This is a genomic window from Paraburkholderia flava (assembly GCF_004359985.1).
Lineage (GTDB): Bacteria > Pseudomonadota > Gammaproteobacteria > Burkholderiales > Burkholderiaceae > Paraburkholderia > Paraburkholderia flava.
The window spans coordinates 2259975-2276577 of the sequence record NZ_SMRO01000001.1; the positions used below are offsets into that span (position 1 = coordinate 2259975).

Consider the following 16603-nt stretch of genomic DNA (forward strand, 5'->3'; position numbering starts at 1 on the left):
GTTGCAGGGATCATGTCTGAGCGTATTTCCGCCCGCATGCGGGACATCAATATCGAATGGCTGACGCGTGCAGCTGAATTCGACCATCTGTTTCAGACGCGCTGGCTCGGCGAGCGCTTCTTCCATCTGCCGGGCGACATGCTCGCGATCCAGGAACTGGTCTGGCGCGAGCGTCCCGACTGCATCGTGCAGACGGGTATCGCGGCCGGCGGCGGTGTCGTGTTCTCCGCGTCGATGCTGGAACTGGTCGCCGGTGATGGCCGCGTCGTCGCCGTCGAACCGCGTTTGCGCGACGACGTCCGGCAGCGTTTGCAATCGCATCGTCTTGCTCATCGGATGGTGCTGATCGAAGGCGAATCGTGTTCGGACGCGACGCTCGAATCGGTCCGCGAGCAGATTCGCGGCTGTTCGCGCGTCATGGTGATTCTCGATCTCACGCACACACACGAGCACGTGTTGCGCGAGCTCGAATGTTACGCGGGACTCGTGACGCCGGGCAGCTACGTGGTCGTGATGGACACGATCATGGAGTATCTGCCCGAGTCGATGTTCGACGGCAAGCCCTACGGAAAAGGCAACAACCCGGCGACGGCGGTGCGCGCGTTTCTCGCGGACGACGACCGCTTCGAGGTCGACGAAGAAATCGAGGATCGCGTGATCATGACCCTGTCGCCAGGCGGCTTCCTGAAGCGAGTTCGCTGATCAGGCGAGCCGCTTCGGCCGACCCATCACGCGTATAGCTCGCACGGATCTGCGCGACGCGGTCGTGCAGCGGACCGGGGCGCAGCGCGCGCCCGATTGCATCCGCGATGTCCTGCACCGTTGCGTGCTCCAGATCCAGCCGGTATCCGGCTCCCGCCCGTTCGACGAAGTGCGCGGAGTGGAACTGGTCATTGCAGAACGGCGACAGCAGCATCGGGACGCCGGATGCGAGCGCTTCCATCACCGAGTTCGCGCCGCCATGGCTGATGAACGCGTGGGTTCGCTGCAGCAACGCGAGTTGCGGCGCGTAGCGCACGGCGATCACGCGTTCGTCGTCGGTAGGCAGCACGTCGGCGTCGACCAGTTCGCCTGCCGACAGCACCAGTTGCGCGGACGTTTTGCGTGTCGCGTCGATGACCTTCGCGAACAGATCCGGGTGGTAGTAAAGCTGGCTGCCTAACGACATATAGACGAGCGGACGGTCGGCGTCGATGCGTTCCCACGGGAAAGACGTCTCGTCACCGCGAGGACCCGACGGTAGCGCCGGGCCAACCAGCTCGACGCCGACCGGCGGCTTGCCGACGAGTTCTTCTGTCGTGAACGCGAGCGTCAGATGCGGCGAGAGAATGTCGCAACCGCGAAAGCGCGCGTCGAGACCGTAGCGCGCGAACAGGCGATCGCGTTCCGGCGCGAGCCAGCGCACCGTGCGCAACAGCTCCGAGTCGAGATCGTCCGGCAACACGGGATTCAGCGAGTTGGACATCGCGACCCACGGCAATCCTTCCAGCTCGGCCGCAATGGCCGCGGCGTACAGCAGTGGATCGATCACGACCACGTCGGGTCGCCACGCGTGCATCACGGCGCGGATGCCGTCGGTCTGGGCAGGCGCCAGATCGATCAGCAGCGTCCGGATCCACTGTCGCAGCCACGCGGCGTCGCGAATGTTCGCGGCGAATGTCGCGCCGCGAGACAGATCATGTCGTTCGGGCGTTTCGCGTGGCCCGAGGAACGTGAAAGTGCCGGCGCCGTCGAGCTGATCGCTGATGTCGGCGGGCGCGTAGAAGGCGACGTCGAAGCCGGCGGCTCGCAGATGCTGGGCCGGTCCGATGCAAGGATTGACGTGCCCTTTCTCGGGCACGACGCAGAACAGGATGCGGGTCATGGGCGGGCTACGTGGGTGGGAAGCGTTGCGCCGAGGTGGTCGAGCGTCAGCGTGAGGGTCGTCCATAGCACGCGCTCGGTGTCCGGTTGCAGCGTGGGAGCGGGAAGGTTCAACGTGTCGGCGAGCATGGGGATGCGGTCGCGATCGAGCAGTGCATCGAGGTTCATCGCGGGTGCGAGCCGGCCACGCTTGGGACCGCGTACCAGACGATCCGGCAGGTTCAGCCGTGCGCCTAGTTCGCGCAGGCAGTGCTTGTCGGGATCGGGCGGAATGCTGGTCAGGTGGTTGACGACAGCCAGGTCCACGAACGGCGGACACAGGCTCACCGACGCCGCATCGAACAGCGCGTGACACAACGGCAGATAGTTGGCCGACTGGTCGCGGCGCAGCACCTGGTCCGCGCCGTCGCCGGTGATCGCCAGTTCGATGCCGTCTGCCGCCATCGCTTCGGCCAGCAGTAGTTTTGCTACCGGGTGCAGGTTGAACATCGGCTCTTCGACTGCGTGCGTGGTCCTCGGCAACGCGGCGACGAAATCGGCTTCGCACGCGCGCACGATCTTCACGCTGGCCTGCATCTGGTCGGCTAGTTCGAGTGCGGCGTCCAGCTCGCAGTAGTCGGGCATGTCGGTGGCGAGGATGTAGGACGTCACGTGCCGGTGCGCACCGAGTTCGCGCAACAGCGCGAGCAGCAGCGCGGAATCGAGCCCACCGCTCAATGCGAGTGCGACGCGCTTGCCGCTGTCGAGTGCGCGTTGCAGTGCGTCGCGCAGCACGGTCTCCAGATCGGCGCGCACGGGTTCGGACGGCGCGGCATGCACTTCCAGACCCTGCGACGAACGGATCAGCGCGTGACCGGGCGGTACCGCCAGCACGTCCCGCAACACCGTACGACCGACGACGCGCTCGCCGCTCAGATAGCCGGCAATCGCGGTCACGTCGGGTGGACCGGCGGGTTGCCCGGAGGCCCGTAGTACCTGCAGGATGCCGCCTGCCGACGCGCCGCTGCGCGGATGGTAGTGCAGCCGCTCGAAGCCGAAGAAGTCTCGCGTGCCGACGATCATGGATAGCACGCCTTCAGTGTCTCCACCTCGATGCGCTTCATGATCCGGTGCGGCGCCACGACCGCACTGCCGCCGTGACAGTGCAGGCAGGCTTCGAGCGGCGTTTCGCGCTGCAGGTACGCGAGCATCGCGTCGAGCATGCAGGCATCGTCGCGCAGCGGCAGACCATCGGACTGGAAATCTTGAGTGCCCTTGTACAGCGTATGAAAATGCGCGGGACGGGTGCACGTATAGAACATCCCATCGCGGATCATGTGACAGCGTTCGCGAATCCAGCAGTCGTGATAGATGCGCTTTGCTTCGTCATCGGTGCTGAGCTCCGCGCGATTCATCGTCGTGAACACGTCCTGCACTTTCCAGTTCAGGCGTACTGCGAAGCGCCCCGCCTGCTTCTCGATGTACGCGACCAGGTCCGACGCGAGCGACGGCTTCGGATAGCGCGAGATCGTCAACGCATCGACTGTTTGCCAGAACGCATTCGACATGTCTCCGAGTTTCGTCCCGTTCGTCGTCACGGAAATGACGGGCGCGATGCCGGTGTCCCGCACGCGCTTGATCAACTCGACCAGCTCGGGATGCAGCAGCGGTTCGCCGCCGACCAGTTTGAACACGCGCGGATTCAGCACCTTGACGGCTTTGCGCAGATCGTCGGCAACCGATTCGGGGCTCGCGTACCAGGCCGGCAGCAACGGCGACAGCGAACAGCACTCCGCGCACGTCAGGTTGCAGTGATCGACGATGTGCGCTTCCAGCGAGCGCGTCTGCACGCGTCCGTCCTGCACGCGGTAGTTGCGTTCGAGCGGCGGCGGGAAGACATGCTGCCGGCCGTTGGGCGACGCGCTGGTCGAGGGAGGGTTCATGTTTGCACTCACGTCAGCTTCCTGCTTCCACGCAACGGGAAAAGAAATCGATCAACTGGCCGCGCGCGTCGGCCATCGTCGACGCCATCGTCGCGGCTCCACGCAGATGCGCATCGTAGCGCGGCGGATCGGCCAGCCAGCCGCGCACGACCCACAGCTTGAGCGCATGTTGCAGACAGGCTGCGTCGACGGCCCACGCGATTCGCTCGACACGTACCGGACGGACTTGCTGATACGCGTGCACGAAAACCTCGGCGAGTGCCGGCGCTTCCAGCGGCAGATGATTCAGACAGCGGACAAGTTCGAATTCCCGTGGCGCGCCGATCACGGCTTCCCAATCCAGAATCACAGGAGGCAGGCCGCGATCTCGCTCGGCATCGGAATCGAACAGGTAGTTGAACTGGTTGTAGTCGTTGTGGATCGGATGCTGCGGGTCGTCGACGGGAAACGCGTCGATGCTGCCGGGATAGTGTTCGTCGATCAGGCGCAGGCTCGTATCGACATAGGTGCGCAGGTGCGATGTGTCGGTGTCGGGTGGTGGGTGGTCGAGCGCGTCGACCAGGCTGCTGCGCACGTGATCGACATCGATTGCAGCGAGGCGTGCGTGGAGCGTGTCGAGTGCCGGCAGACGCAGCCGGTCGAGACTCAGATGCAGCGCCGCGAGACTCGCGCCGAGTGCGGCCCATTGATCGGGTGTGAACGTATCGTAGGTCTTGAATTGCCCTGTCCCCCACTGCGTCAGCATCGCGTGTGAGTCGAGGCCGGTCCACAGAGCTTCGCCGGTCGTCGTGAGGCACAGTGTCTGGACGCGGAAGCGGGCATCGTCGTGTGCGTGCAGATGCGCGAGCACGGCGGCCTCTCTTGTCGCTCTCGCGTGCTGGTCGCTTGTGTAGAGCTTGACGGCCAGGTCGCCTGCGTCGGTCGGCAGGCGCCATACGCGCTCGCTGACCTGGCGTGCGGGTCCATTGCGCGTGACGGCATACGCTGCGCAGATCGCGTCGAAGGTGGCGGCCCGATCGTTCATTCAGATCTGCTCGGCCGGCCCGTGGCGATACGGATGGCCGCTCAGAAACGTGTTGTGGCCGACGTAGCGCAGCTTGTACATCGCGGGCCGGAACACGACCGATGGATCGTTACTGGCGATGCCGAGGAGCGGGTACAGGTCGCGTCTGACGAAGAACGCGTTGTTGCCCATGTCATCGCAGCACACCAGCTCGTAGCCTTTCTGCTTGCCGAGGTGATGCAGCGATTCGAGGCTCGCGCCGTAATAGGTCGAGCCGTCCCATTCGTGGTCCGGATTGAAGCACATGACCCAGCGCTCGGGCGGCGTGTAGTACGGGTTGTATTCGATGATCACGATGCGCGGCTGGTGCGCTTCGAGGCCACGCCAGATCCAGTAGTCGTTGCCGTCGACGTCGATCGACAGCAGATCGAAATCGATAGGGACGCCGGCCTCGGCAAGCAGCCGATCCACCGTATCGGGCTGCACGCGTTCGTGACGCAAACGGACGCCATCCGCGCGACCGTAGTGTGCTTCGAGTTTTCCGAAGCGGTAGTCGCTCCCTTCGATCAGCAGACCCTGCCAGCCGTATTCGCGGAGCAGCCGCGCGGTGTTGCTGTTGCGCAGGCCGTCGCTTGCACCGATGTCGACGCAGAAGCGGCTGGTTGGTGCGATCCGTTCCAGCAGGCGCGACAGGATGCTTTCTTCGCTGCCTTGCGCGTAGAGGCTTTGAGCGAGGTTCGACAGGTCGATCGGGAGAGGGGAGTCCGGCATGGGAGCGGCACGGTTGCTTGATCGGAGACTAATGTACCTGAACTTCTGGAAGCCGCAGAATCGGGTGGCTATCGAGGATGGGCAGCCAGTCGACACCCATTCACGAATGGTCGAAAATCCCCTTCAACTGACGATGAGAGCGCTCACTGCGAATCCGCACGATGACAACAAGATTCGATATTGCGAAGTGGCGTCGCTTTACGTTGACCATGACTGCCGTCGCGTTGGTCGGCATGGTTTCGTCGATGTTGATACCGTCGCCTTCGTTCAAGCTGTCGGACATGTGCAACGTGGACGCGTCCGGCAATGTCGTCATAGACAAGGTCGCTGTCGGGCGCATATCGCACTTCGTCGGTTCTTACTTTGTCGAGGGGCCTGGCGGCATTACAACGCTGTCGAGTTGTTCGAAGAGTGGCTGCGGACCGTTTCAGCAAGAGATGCTTGACGGGCATACCGGTGCTCCCGTTCGTGCGGAGTTCTGCGCCGGCCGGGGCGCCCGTCTAACCATTTCGGGTGAGGAAGTGTTCCATCTTACGCAGCAGTCTCTCGATCGACGGACTGCGAACAACGCACGCAACGCCATATGGTTGGAGCGGTTTGGCATTGCGTGGTGCTGTTTCTGGTTGCTGCTGCAGACGATTGCGGAAATCCGCTTCAATCGAATCGGTGATCGCGCGAGGTGACCTCGATCGATCGCGTCACTCGACGCGATCCTGCTCACTCCCCCGCACACACGATGTGCTCGTTCTAGCGCTTCGAACCTCCGACTCGAATTAGCGTCGATTCGATAAAGCACTTTTGCTGGCGATGCGCCTAATGCATCTTGCCGCTCACACAAAGCCGCGCCACATCTAGACCGCGATCTATCCAGATGCAATGCCACTGGCAGCCATTCGAACTTTGCGCTTCAACCCGCACGCGTCGATCCACATAATGGGTGTAACCGGTGTTCGCGTCTTTCGCGAACCGGTTTATCCGGAGAGGCGATCATGGGCGCGACGATCACTGAGAAAATTATTGCCCGCGCAGCGGGCCTTGTTTCGGTTGCGCCAGGCGATGAAGTCATGGTCAAGCCCGACTTCGTACTCGCCTACGACTTCCCAGGCTACACGAACGTTTACTTCAGACAACTGAAAGAGGATCTGCATATCGAGCGGATCGCCGAACCCGAACGGTTCGGAATCTTTATCGATCACATGGTTCCGGCCGCGTCCGTCGATGAAGAGGCGTTCCACATCGAGACGCGGCAATGGACGTCGGAGAACAGCGTCCCGCTCTTCGAACGCAAAGGCATCGGTCACCAGGTCGCGGCCGAAGTCGGCTATGCGGTTCCCGGCGCGCTGGTGGTTCACTTCGATCCGCACATCAGCCAGTTGGGTACGTTTGGAACGCTCGGCCTCGGCATTCACCGGAACATGCTCGAAGCCTATTCGCGCGAACGCATTGCGCTCCGTGTGCCGCATACGGTGCGCATCGAGCTCAAAGGTTCGCTCACCCCCGGCGTGATGGCGCGTGACGTGTTTCATCATATCGTCGGACAGATCGGTTCGGACGGCTGCCGGTTCAAGGTGATGGAGCTTGCGGGTCCCGGACTCGATACGCTGTCGATCGACGGACTGCAAACCATCACGGGTCTTGCGATGTTCGTCGGCGCAATTTCGGCCATCGTTAACCCGAACGAGGCGCGGCTGCGCTATGCACTTCCGCGCGCGAGGAAGACGATCGAGCCGCTTTACAGCGACGCCGATGCGCACTACTTTGCTGTGCATGAAATCGACCTCGGCGCGATCGAACCAATTGTCGTCATACCGCCGAGTCCCGCCAATACGCGCGCGTTACGCGATCATCTCGGCGTGCCCGTGCAGGCAGGCTACCTCGGGTCCTGCGCGTCAGGTCGCCTCGAGGATCTGCAGGCGGCCGCCGCCGTGTTGCGCGGCCGGCACGTCGCAGAGGGCTTCAGTCTGAACATCGTTCCAACGTCGCAGCAGATCATGCTCGAAGCGTCCCGCGCGGGCCTGCTCTCCACGCTCGTGGAAGCAGGCGCGTTCCTGTCGTCGCCCAGCTGCGACTACTGCTATGGACGCATGGGTACGATCACCGCCGGCCAGCGCGCGGTATCGACCGGCACACTCAACGTGCCTGGACGCATGGGCAGCACCGACGCCGAGATCTATCTGTGCAACGCGGCCGTCGTCGCTGCGTCGGCAATCGAAGGACGCCTTGCCGATCCTCGTCCCTACCTCGGAGCATCGGCATGAACCTGAAGAATCTTGCGGGCCGCGTCGCGTTCATCTTTGCCGACGACGACTACGACGTCGACCAGATCGTCGGTGTGAAAAACATTCGGGTTCAGGACCCGGACGCGCTGCGACGCATCGTGATGCAGGCAGTCGATCCCGACTTCGCTGCGACGGTACAACCGGGCGACGTGCTGATCGGTGGACGCAACTTCGGTTACGGCCACCCGCACTATCCGCCGATGATCGCGATGCGCGACCTCGGCATTTCGTGCGTCATTGCCGAATCGTTTTCGCCCGGCTACTGGTGGGGCGAAATGGCGGAAGGATTTCCGCAGATCGCCTGCGCGGGCATTCTCGAACAGGTTCGACGCTGGGATCCGATCGAGGTCGTCTGGGACGAATGCCTCGTCAGGAATCTTGCCACCGGCGCCGCGTTGCCATTCGATCCACCGACCCGTTCGGAAAGGGACATTCTCGGCGCCGGCGGCCTCGTCAAATATCTTCAGTCTTTATCCTGCGACCGCTCATGAACAACCAACCGATGAACTCATTCCCCCGCGTTGCCCAGCCCGGCGAAGCGTCCCGTGCATTGCTGAACCTCGCACACCGCGACCGCGCGCAAGTCATTCCCGGCGCTTACGACGCCTTTAGCGCGAAGCTCGTCGAGCACGCCGGATTCGATGCGGTGTATGTCGGCAGCTATGCGACGGCCGCGGCTGCGTACGGAATGCCCGACGTTGGCGCTCTGACACTGGACCAGCTCGTCGATCACGCACGCAAGGTTGTCGCCGCAGTGTCGGTTCCGGTGATCGCGGATGCGGAAGGCGGTTTCTTCGAGCCGGGCAATATCTGGCGAACCGTGCGCGAATTCGAGCAGGCCGGCGTCGCCGCCATTCATATCGAAGATCACGCGGGAGGCAAGCACACCCAGCTGCCGCAACGCCTCGTCGCGCTCGATCAGGTGCTGGCCCGGTTGCGTGCCGCTCTCGACGCGCGCAATTCCACCGATTTCATCGTGATGGCAAGAACCGACGCGATCTGGGCGGTGCACGACGAAGACGAGGCGATTCGTCGCGTCAAGGCGTTCTTCGATATCGGCATCGAGTACATCTTTGCGAATGGCGCGACGCCCGACATATTGCGACGGTTTCGCCGCGCGGTGCCGGCCCGCTACGTCACGATCCAGCATCCTGATGTGCGCGACCGCAGCGAATGGAACGGTGCAGCGGACATCGTGCTCGACTATGGATTTTGCCTGCAGGCCGTGGCGAAATCGTTGACGACGGCTTTGTCTGCCTATCGCGCGACGCCCAGCGTCGACAGCACGGATGTCTATCTGGAACCTGCCGACGTGCTCGAAGCGAGACTGGGCTACGACGCGTTTACGGAGCGTGCGAATCGCTACGTCTAGCGTCACCCTTGCATGGAGTAGACACCGAAATGAACATCGAACCCCTGTCGCTACTCGCCGACGATTTTGCGTTTCTCGAAGGACCGCGCTGGTATCGCAATCATCTTTGGGCGTCGGACATCACCGGTATGAAGCTTTATCGGATCGCGATGGACGGTACGCGCGAAGTGATCTGCGACGTGCCGCATCGTCCTTCGGGCATCGGCTTTCTGCCTGACGGCACGCCTGTTGTCGTGTCGATGACCGACCGTCGGTTGATGCGAGTCGTCGATGGCAAGCTGGTGTTGCACGCGGACCTGTCCGCGCTTGCGCCGGCCGACCTGAACGATCTCGTCGTCGATGACGACGGCCGCATCTATGTCGGCAACTTTGGTTACGACCTCTTCGGCGGTGCGCCGAAGCGTCCAGCAGATCTCTTTGTCGTGGAGCCTGACGGCTCGGCGCGCGTCGCGGCAGGCGGATTCGACTTCCCGAACGGCGTGGTCCTGAAAGACGGCGGCCGCACGCTTGTCGTTGCCGAATCGTGGTCGAACCGGCTGACCGCTTTCGATCGCGACGATAACGGCAACCTGTCGAACGGCCGTCTCTATGCCGACATGGGCGACGGGCAGCCGGACGGCATTTGCGTCGATCGCGAAGGCGGCATCTGGGTGCCGAACTTCAACACCGGGGAAGTGGTCCGCATTCTCGAAGGTGGCGTCGTGACGGACCGGATTTCCGTCGGCAACAAGCGCGCGCTCGCGTGCCAGCTAGGCGGAGAAGATGGGCGAACGCTGTTCTGCATCACGTTCGATGGCCCACCCGAAGATCTGATGACCGGCAAGCGACTGTCCGCGCTTTATACAACCCGGGTCGCGATTCCGGGCCCTGGCTGCAACGTCGCGTGACGCACGATGTTTGAATCGACCGTCGCTTTATGTGCCGCCCCGCACACACCGAAACCCTGCATAAACATGCTGATACCGCGGCTGAAACCAGTTGCGGAACGCCGGCCTCAACATGCATTGCGCGGTGCGTGCCGAGCCGCCTTTGAGCACGTAATGCTGGTCGTCGAAGAAGTTCGCTGAGTAACCCAGATAGAACGGAAACGCTTCGAAGTCAGGTAGCGCTGCGAACAACGTCGACGTCCATTCCCAGCCGTTGCCGAACTGGCCTTCGACGCCGAATGCACTGACGTTGTCCGGATGCGCGTCGACCGGCTGCGGATCCCAGTGACGAAAATCGAAATTGCCCGATGCGCCATGCGGCGCACCGTGAGCGGCGCGTTGCCATTGCGCTTCGGTCGGCAGCGTCTTGCCCTTCGAGCGCGCGTAGGCGCTCGCTTCCGCGTGGCTGACATAGACGGGCCAGTCGAGCGGTAGTGCGATGTCGTCGAACATCGTGCGCAACCGCCATGCGTCGCTATCGGACTCGCGCGATTCACGCGACCAGCCCACCGGATGTTCGATGTGCTCCGCTTCTTTCCACGCCCAGTCCTTGTCGTTCCACCACGCACGTTCGTTGTAGCCGCCGGCCTCGATGAACGCGCGGTAGTCGCCGTTCGTCACCATGTGCCGGTCGATCTCGAACGCGGGCACGTCGACGCGCAGCTCGCCGAATTCGTTGTCCCAGCCGAACTGTCCGCTTTCCTTCGTCAGGCCGAGTACGGTCGGGCCTGCGGGAATCGCGATCATCGTGGGCGCGGGAAGATGGCGCACGGCGTCGCTCGCCTGTGCGGGCGTGGCCGTGACGGGGTTCGCGATCTTCTGTGCGAGCGGCAGTTGATGCAGCATGTACGCGAGCGTTTCCGCGTGCATCAGCCGATGTTCGATCGCGACGTTTAGCAGTTGCGCGGGCGAACTCGTCGCCATGCCGTCCTGCGCGAAGTCAAGTGTGCCGAGTGCGTGGTCGATCTGTTCGCGCGCGCGTTGTCCATAGGCACGCACGACGTCGAGCGTCGGCCAGTCGGCGGGTTCGTCGGTCGGAAAGCCTCCGTCGACGGGATCGATGCCGAACGCGAACAGCGTGTCGAGCTCGGGCTCGAACGCAGGCAGCGCGCACAGCCGTTCGTCGAACAGATTGCGGTCGAACGCTTCGAGGTGGCCAATGTAAAAGACGATGCGGTGACGCTCGCGGATCGGCCGCTCGTAGAGAAATTCGGGTTTGACGATCGCGAAGAGCGCATCCGTGACGTCGCGCGCGGCAATGAGGCGCTGAACGAGCGGATGCTGGAAGGCGAGGTCGCGTTTCATGTCGCCGGGTCTCCTTGCTGGGGGACGGTCTTGAACTTTACCGTGTTTGCACGAGACGTGCCACGGCATGTGCAGGCTGCTGCTGACGGCAACTGACGTTATGCAGCGGGCCGCCGCACGCGATATCGCACGACGAGATCGACGAGACGCGTGGTCTGCCGCGTGTGTCGATCCGTCCACGCTTTTGAAAACCTGACACGGTGCGGTGAGTGGTTCCGCTTGTCGTCCCCAGATTGATTTCCGCCGACGAATAGCCACGTGTTGTGCGTCGCTCGACGAGATGGCAGTAGCTGTCATGTTCGCGTCGAGCAACGCATCGCGCGTCAGTCCGCCTTTGCTTCGTCTCCGTCGCCCGCCGATGGAATCAGCAGGACCGGCAACGTCGACTGACGGACGCAACGCTCGGCCACACTGCCGAGAATCAGCCGCTGAAATCCGCGTCGTCCGTGCGTACCCATCACGACCAGATCGGCGTGGAATGCGTCGGCGGCTTTCAGCACGAGTGCGGGCACGTCGTCGAGCGACGATGCCTCTGAGGTGACGAGTTCGCCGGCGACCCCGCGCTCGCGCATCGCAGCCCCAAGTTCGGCGGCGAGCTCGTTGCCCTGTTCGACCAGTTGCGTGCGCAGCACGGACGGGTCGTAACCCGGCGACTCGAAATACAGCGGCGTGTTCTCGATCACGTAGAACGGCTGCAGCACGGCGCCCGGTGCCGCAGCGAGTCCGAGTGCCGCGTCGAACGCGCGACGCGACGTGTGGCTGCCGTCGACGGCTACGAGGATGCGTGTGTACATGAAGCTCTCCGCATTGAAGGGGGAGGGGCGGCCAGGCCAGGAGGTCGGTCGCCTTGCACCGAGCTTAGATGATGGCTCGCATCCGTGCAGCGTGGTGAGATGTCAAGCGGCCGCCTGGCAAATTCGCGAGTCATCCGTGCTGGCGCCCAAGCACCTGACTCGTCTGGCTTTTTGCGATAAGTATCGCGATTTGCGACAGGTTATTCGCCCGAAAATCGCGCGGGTTTGCCTTACAATCCGGATCTATTCAGACAAGCCGATCCGTCGATGATGAACGAGCGTAAAACGTTGGGGCTGCCCGACAAGATCTACGGCGACATTCTCAACCGCATTCTCGAGGGCGAGTACCCGGAAGGCGCCCGCCTGCCGACCGAGCATGCGCTGGCCGAACGCTTCGCGACCTCGCGGCCGACGGTGCGCGAAGCGCTCGCGCGGCTGCGCGCCGACGGCATCATCGTCACGCGGCACGGCTCGGGTACGACCGTCGCGCGTCGTCCGGACCCGGACGTGCGCCGCTTCGCGCCGCTCGAAACGCTGTCCGACATTCGACGCTGCTACGAATTTCGCATCGTCACCGAAGCGGGCGGCGCCGCGCTCGCCGCGCAGCACGCGGACGCGGACGACATCGCCGCGATCCAGCGCGCGTGGGACCAGCTCGAACGGGTCATCGAGACGCAGGGCATCGGCGCGCAGGACGATTTCGCGTTCCATGTCGCGGTCGCGCGCGCGTCGAAGAATCCGTTCTTCATCACGGTGATGACGTTCATCGACGAGCAGATCGTGTTCAGCATGAACCTGTCGCGCAATCTGTCGCTGGTGAAGACGATCGAGCGGCAGCGTCTCGTGCAGGCCGAGCATCTCGCGGTGCTGGAGGCGATTCGCAACCACGATGCCGCCGCGGCCGCGCAAGCGATGCGCGCGCATCTCGAGAACGCGCGCGACCGGATGTTCGGCTCGTAATCGCAGTCATCGCATGTGTCAGGGCCGGCGCTTTCGCCCGGCTTTTTCCGCCCTATCCATTTCCGTTTTGCGCCTCTCGCGCCCAGGTCGTCTTTTGTGAACGCTTCCCGCCCCCTGCCTTTTCGCGACGCGCTGCTGGCCATGCTCGGCATCGGCCTCGTCAACATGCTGGTCGCACTCGATCAGACGGTCGTCAGTACTGCGCTGCCGTCGATCGTGTCCGAGCTGCGCGGTTTCGAGTACTACGCGTGGATCGCGAGCGCGTATCTGCTCGCATCGGTCGTGACGGTGCCGGTGTTCGGCCGGCTCGGCGATTACTTCGGGCGCAAGCGCTTCGTGATCGCCGCCGTGATCGTGTTCACCGCAGCGTCGGCGCTGTGCGGCGTCGCGACGAGCATGCCGTTTCTCGCGATCGCGCGCGGGCTGCAGGGCGTCGGCGGCGGCATGATGGTCGGCACCGCGTTCGCGTCGATTCCCGATCTGTTTCCCGATCCGCGCGCCCGCGTGCGCTGGCAGGTCGTGATGGCGGCGGCGTACGGGATCGGCACGGCGGCGGGGCCGTCGCTCGGCGGCTGGCTCAGCGAGCATTTCGGCTGGCGCTCGACGTTCCTCGTCAACCTGCCGGTCGGCGCGCTCGCGCTGTATTTCATCTGGGCGCATCTGCCGTCCTACCGGCGCGCCGCAACCGGCGACGTGCGGATCGACTGGACCGGTGCGGCGCTCGTCGCGCTTGTGCTCGGCGGCCTGCAGGCGTTCATCGAAGCCGTGCCGAAAGACGGCCTGACGAGCGGCAATCTCGTGCTCGCTGCGCTGGTGGTGCTGGGTGCGGTCGCGTTGCTGATCTGCGAGCGGCGCGCGACGCATCCGATCGTCCCGCTCGACCTGTTCCGCGACGCGCAGCTGGTGACGCTGTTCACGCTGTCGCTGCTGTCCGGCTTCGTGATGTTCTCGCTGATCTTCTTCGCGCCGCTGCTGTTGCAGGGCGGCTTCGGTCTGTCGCCGCAGCAGGCGGGCCTGCTCGCGACGCCGATCGCGGCCTGCATCGCGATCGGCAGCCTGATCAACACGCGCATCGTGATCCATCTGCCGAAGCCGACGCTGATCCTGTCGATCGGTTTTTCGCTGCTCGTTGCTGCATCGCTGGGGATTGGATTCGCGACGCCGGCTACGCCGCATCTCTGGCTCGAGGTCGCGATGGGCGCGGTCGGCATCGGGCTCGGCTTCATCCTCAACAACCTGAACGTGTTCGCGCAGGAGATCGCCGGCCGCGAGCGCTTCGGCATCACGACGGCGCTACTGCAATCGACGCGGATGGTGGGCGGCATGCTCGGCACGAGCATCGTCGCGACGATCGTGAATCGGCGCTATACGTCGGGGGTCGAGGATGCGTTGAAGGTGCTCGGCGAGCCGGTGGTGTCCACGTGGCTGCCGAAGCTCGGCGATCCGCGCATCCTGATCGACCCGGCGCTGCGCGACGCGCTGCTGGTCGAGCTGAAGAACGCGGGGCTCGAAGGCCCCGCGCTTGTCGACGCGGCGAGACACGTGCTGGTGCAATCGATACACATCGGTGTGCTGTTGACCGGTGCCGCGGCGCTGGCCGCGGCATTGACCGTGCGGCGGATTTCGCAGATCACGTTTCGGCGGAGTTGAGGGGCTTCTGGTTGCGGGTTTGTGGTTTGAATCGTGGGGCAGCCTGACGCAACGCGACTCACTATCAAGTCACAGCATCCCTAACGACATCGCCTTGATCACAATCTGCCCGCGCGTTCGGGTGCCAAACTTGTGCAGCAGGTTGCGCACGTGATACACGACTCCATGCTCTGAAACGCTGAGTATCACGGAGATTTCCTCGGTTGACTTGCCTGCTGCCAGCCAGCGTAGTATTTCCCATTCGCGCGGTGTGAGCCGGGGGCGCAACTGCGGTTGTGAACCCTTGACGATGCGGCGCATGGCTTCCTGCGCCATCGTGACAATCAGCGGTCCCCACATGATGTTAGTCGCGATCTGTCTCTGCGCATCTCGCCCGTTTTTGTCCAGCGCCAGGCTCAATATTCCGAAGTCGCCATCTCTCGTCTGCACGGAGAAAGACACGCCTGCTTTTAGTCCGTAGCCGCTCGCTTCCTCCCAGAATTGCTTCTGTCCGGGCGAGCCGCCCATGGCGCTCGACCACACGATCGGCGCTAGCGAGTTCATCGCGTGGACGACAACGGGGTCTAGCGCAATGTAGTTTTCCTGGTCGTATGTCGCGCGCCAGTTTGGGTGATAGTTCGACGTGACTCGTTGTTCGATATTTCGAGCGCTGTCCATTGCGAACCGGCCACCGTACAGCATGGAATCGAATCCCAGCTTTCGACCCAGGCGGACAATGGCCTGTCCGAGCATATCGGGATCTTCGAGCGTGCCAATTTCCAGAACTGTCGGTATGAGCTCGTGGCTCTCGGTTATTTCCATTTGAAGCTTCCTCTGAATTCCTGGCGATGTTGGGCTGGCGTCTGCATGCTCCGGGGCAATCATCCGCTGCGCCGGTATGTGACCGGGTTGACGTCGATCGGCCCCGAGTGATCCGAATTTTCCTCGCGTTGCCGCCAGCCCGCAATCAGGCTGCGATCGCCATCGATCCGAACAGTGCCGTCAACGTTTGAGGGCTGACCGCCCAGTCTAGAGCAACTGAGCGTTCTATGCCGATCTGCACAGGCGCTCCCAGGCGATCTATCTCGACACCGGCGCGGCGCAGCATTCGCTCGATCGGCATGGTCGTCACGACTACATAACTCGTCACCCCCATCCGCTGTGCAAAGGTCATGGCGGTCTGAAACACACGGATAGTCAGATCGCTAAAGCCGAAGCCCTGTTCTTCGCCCTCCGTATCAACTGCAAGCCGGCTGAGTTCCCAGATATGCCGTCCGGTAGGTGCCGCCGCGCCGTGCAGTGTCTGAGGGAAGGTGTCGCGCAGCATGTTGGGGCCTTCCGTCGGCATCAGGCGGCAGCAACCCCGAACACGGCCGGTTTCGTCCTGAGCCACTACGTAGTGGGGTTCAAGCGCGTCGTAGCCGTCGATCTCCATGCCGTCGATGATCGGAACATCCCAACCTAAACGTGCACTGAATACCCGGGCGCGTAGCCGGTACATCTCCTTGAGATGTTCTCTGTGGAAGTCTTGCCTCGTTCCAACCCGAATCGTAGTTTGCATGGCGCGTTCTCTCCTGAGCGTATTGGTCGTCCGACAGGGGCGAAACGTATGCGCTCCGGATATAGATTGCACCTACTCATATGGGTAGGTGTCGGCAAGGGCGCCCTCCAGCAAAATTTGGGATGACCGGTCGACGGATGGATGAATCGCCGGCAGCTAACTATCCACTTGGGTAGGTGTCTCGGCGGCCGTCCTCCAGCAAAATTGGGATAACCGGT

17 protein-coding genes are annotated in these 16603 nt (G+C 63.2%); 8 read left to right on the forward strand and 9 right to left on the reverse strand.

Annotated elements, in window-relative coordinates; translation table 11 throughout:
• The first annotated feature begins 12 nt into the window (after positions 1–12).
• Positions 13–702 (forward strand): cephalosporin hydroxylase family protein, encoded by a 690-nt coding sequence (locus tag E1748_RS10030; protein ID WP_133646929.1) that lies wholly within the window; start codon positions 13–15, stop codon positions 700–702.
• Here E1748_RS10030 and E1748_RS10035 read toward each other — a convergent pair.
• The 5 genes from E1748_RS10035 to E1748_RS10055 are packed head-to-tail and all read right to left on the reverse strand — an operon-like array spanning position 659 to position 5559.
• On the reverse strand, positions 659–1864 hold the full coding sequence (locus tag E1748_RS10035; RefSeq protein WP_133646930.1) for a glycosyltransferase: 1206 nt from the start codon (positions 1862–1864) through the stop codon (positions 659–661). The genes E1748_RS10030 and E1748_RS10035 overlap by 44 nt on opposite strands.
• On the reverse strand, positions 1861–2925 hold the full coding sequence (locus E1748_RS10040) for an asparagine synthase-related protein (protein ID WP_133646931.1): 1065 nt from the start codon (positions 2923–2925) through the stop codon (positions 1861–1863). The genes E1748_RS10035 and E1748_RS10040 overlap by 4 nt, the downstream gene beginning before the upstream one ends.
• Entirely contained in the window at positions 2922–3797 is an 876-nt protein-coding gene (locus E1748_RS10045; protein WP_420819297.1) for a 4Fe-4S cluster-binding domain-containing protein, read from the reverse strand. The genes E1748_RS10040 and E1748_RS10045 overlap by 4 nt, the downstream gene beginning before the upstream one ends.
• Before the next feature lies 1 nt (position 3798).
• Positions 3799–4809 carry an aminoglycoside phosphotransferase/kinase family protein gene (locus E1748_RS10050; RefSeq protein WP_133646933.1) on the reverse strand — a complete coding sequence of 337 codons (1011 nt, stop codon included), beginning with the start codon at positions 4807–4809 and terminating at the stop codon, positions 3799–3801.
• Positions 4810–5559, reverse strand: a complete 750-nt coding sequence (locus E1748_RS10055; RefSeq protein ID WP_133646934.1) for a class I SAM-dependent methyltransferase — start codon at positions 5557–5559, stop codon at positions 4810–4812. It abuts the gene before it with no gap.
• A gap of 161 nt (positions 5560–5720) precedes the next feature.
• Here E1748_RS10055 and E1748_RS10060 point away from each other — a divergent pair, with 161 nt between their 5' ends.
• From E1748_RS10060 to E1748_RS10080, 5 genes are all read left to right on the forward strand, one after another.
• Positions 5721–6242: a hypothetical protein gene (locus tag E1748_RS10060; protein ID WP_133646935.1), complete on the forward strand. Its 522-nt coding sequence runs from the start codon at positions 5721–5723 to the stop codon at positions 6240–6242.
• Between the two features lie 306 nt (positions 6243–6548).
• Positions 6549–7817 carry a 3-isopropylmalate dehydratase large subunit gene (locus E1748_RS10065; RefSeq protein ID WP_133646936.1) on the forward strand — a complete coding sequence of 423 codons (1269 nt, stop codon included), beginning with the start codon at positions 6549–6551 and terminating at the stop codon, positions 7815–7817.
• Positions 7814–8329, forward strand: a complete 516-nt coding sequence (locus tag E1748_RS10070; RefSeq protein ID WP_133646937.1) for a 3-isopropylmalate dehydratase small subunit — start codon at positions 7814–7816, stop codon at positions 8327–8329. The genes E1748_RS10065 and E1748_RS10070 overlap by 4 nt, the downstream gene beginning before the upstream one ends.
• A gap of 11 nt (positions 8330–8340) precedes the next feature.
• Positions 8341–9210, forward strand: coding sequence for an isocitrate lyase/PEP mutase family protein (locus E1748_RS10075; RefSeq protein WP_133646938.1), 870 nt, complete (start codon positions 8341–8343; stop codon positions 9208–9210).
• A 29-nt stretch (positions 9211–9239) separates the two neighbouring features.
• A complete protein-coding gene (locus tag E1748_RS10080) occupies positions 9240–10097 on the forward strand; it encodes an SMP-30/gluconolactonase/LRE family protein (protein ID WP_133646939.1) in 858 nt (285 codons plus the stop codon).
• Between the two features lie 27 nt (positions 10098–10124).
• Here E1748_RS10080 and E1748_RS10085 read toward each other — a convergent pair whose 3' ends face one another.
• Both E1748_RS10085 and E1748_RS10090 read right to left on the reverse strand, forming a co-directional pair.
• Entirely contained in the window at positions 10125–11441 is a 1317-nt protein-coding gene (locus tag E1748_RS10085) for an SUMF1/EgtB/PvdO family nonheme iron enzyme (RefSeq protein WP_133646940.1), read from the reverse strand.
• 323 nt (positions 11442–11764) lie between these two features.
• On the reverse strand, positions 11765–12235 hold the full coding sequence (locus E1748_RS10090) for a universal stress protein (protein ID WP_133646941.1): 471 nt from the start codon (positions 12233–12235) through the stop codon (positions 11765–11767).
• A gap of 270 nt (positions 12236–12505) precedes the next feature.
• Between E1748_RS10090 and E1748_RS10095 the strand changes: the two genes are divergently transcribed.
• Positions 12506–13195 (forward strand): FadR/GntR family transcriptional regulator, encoded by a 690-nt coding sequence (locus E1748_RS10095; protein ID WP_133646942.1) that lies wholly within the window; start codon positions 12506–12508, stop codon positions 13193–13195.
• 141 nt (positions 13196–13336) lie between these two features.
• Positions 13337–14845 carry an MFS transporter gene (locus tag E1748_RS10100; protein ID WP_133647327.1) on the forward strand — a complete coding sequence of 503 codons (1509 nt, stop codon included), beginning with the start codon at positions 13337–13339 and terminating at the stop codon, positions 14843–14845.
• A 69-nt stretch (positions 14846–14914) separates the two neighbouring features.
• Here the strand turns inward: E1748_RS10100 and E1748_RS10105 are convergent, their stop codons facing one another.
• Both E1748_RS10105 and E1748_RS10110 read right to left on the reverse strand, forming a co-directional pair.
• On the reverse strand, positions 14915–15646 hold the full coding sequence (locus tag E1748_RS10105; RefSeq protein ID WP_166653535.1) for a LuxR family transcriptional regulator: 732 nt from the start codon (positions 15644–15646) through the stop codon (positions 14915–14917).
• A 145-nt stretch (positions 15647–15791) separates the two neighbouring features.
• The gene (locus E1748_RS10110; RefSeq protein WP_133646944.1) at positions 15792–16385 is read right to left on the reverse strand and encodes an acyl-homoserine-lactone synthase; all 594 of its coding nucleotides are present in this window, start codon (positions 16383–16385) and stop codon (positions 15792–15794) included.
• Positions 16386–16603: the final 218 nt, after the last annotated feature.

Bases quoted from the DNA above. Each gene is read 5' to 3' on its own strand.
- E1748_RS10030 (WP_133646929.1), top strand. From the start codon at position 13: ATGTCTGAGCGTATTTCCGCCCGCATGCGGGACATCAATATCGAATGG.
- E1748_RS10035 (WP_133646930.1), bottom strand. From the start codon at position 1,864: ATGACCCGCATCCTGTTCTGCGTCGTGCCCGAGAAAGGGCACGTCAAT.
- E1748_RS10040 (WP_133646931.1), bottom strand. From the start codon at position 2,925: ATGATCGTCGGCACGCGAGACTTCTTCGGCTTCGAGCGGCTGCACTAC.
- E1748_RS10050 (WP_133646933.1), bottom strand. From the start codon at position 4,809: ATGAACGATCGGGCCGCCACCTTCGACGCGATCTGCGCAGCGTATGCC.
- E1748_RS10055 (WP_133646934.1), bottom strand. From the start codon at position 5,559: ATGCCGGACTCCCCTCTCCCGATCGACCTGTCGAACCTCGCTCAAAGC.
- E1748_RS10060 (WP_133646935.1), top strand. From the start codon at position 5,721: ATGACAACAAGATTCGATATTGCGAAGTGGCGTCGCTTTACGTTGACC.
- E1748_RS10065 (WP_133646936.1), top strand. From the start codon at position 6,549: ATGGGCGCGACGATCACTGAGAAAATTATTGCCCGCGCAGCGGGCCTT.
- E1748_RS10070 (WP_133646937.1), top strand. From the start codon at position 7,814: ATGAACCTGAAGAATCTTGCGGGCCGCGTCGCGTTCATCTTTGCCGAC.
- E1748_RS10075 (WP_133646938.1), top strand. From the start codon at position 8,341: ATGAACTCATTCCCCCGCGTTGCCCAGCCCGGCGAAGCGTCCCGTGCA.
- E1748_RS10080 (WP_133646939.1), top strand. From the start codon at position 9,240: ATGAACATCGAACCCCTGTCGCTACTCGCCGACGATTTTGCGTTTCTC.
- E1748_RS10085 (WP_133646940.1), bottom strand. From the start codon at position 11,441: ATGAAACGCGACCTCGCCTTCCAGCATCCGCTCGTTCAGCGCCTCATT.
- E1748_RS10090 (WP_133646941.1), bottom strand. From the start codon at position 12,235: ATGTACACACGCATCCTCGTAGCCGTCGACGGCAGCCACACGTCGCGT.
- E1748_RS10095 (WP_133646942.1), top strand. From the start codon at position 12,506: ATGAACGAGCGTAAAACGTTGGGGCTGCCCGACAAGATCTACGGCGAC.
- E1748_RS10100 (WP_133647327.1), top strand. From the start codon at position 13,337: ATGCTCGGCATCGGCCTCGTCAACATGCTGGTCGCACTCGATCAGACG.
- E1748_RS10105 (WP_166653535.1), bottom strand. From the start codon at position 15,646: ATGGAAATAACCGAGAGCCACGAGCTCATACCGACAGTTCTGGAAATT.
- E1748_RS10110 (WP_133646944.1), bottom strand. From the start codon at position 16,385: ATGCAAACTACGATTCGGGTTGGAACGAGGCAAGACTTCCACAGAGAA.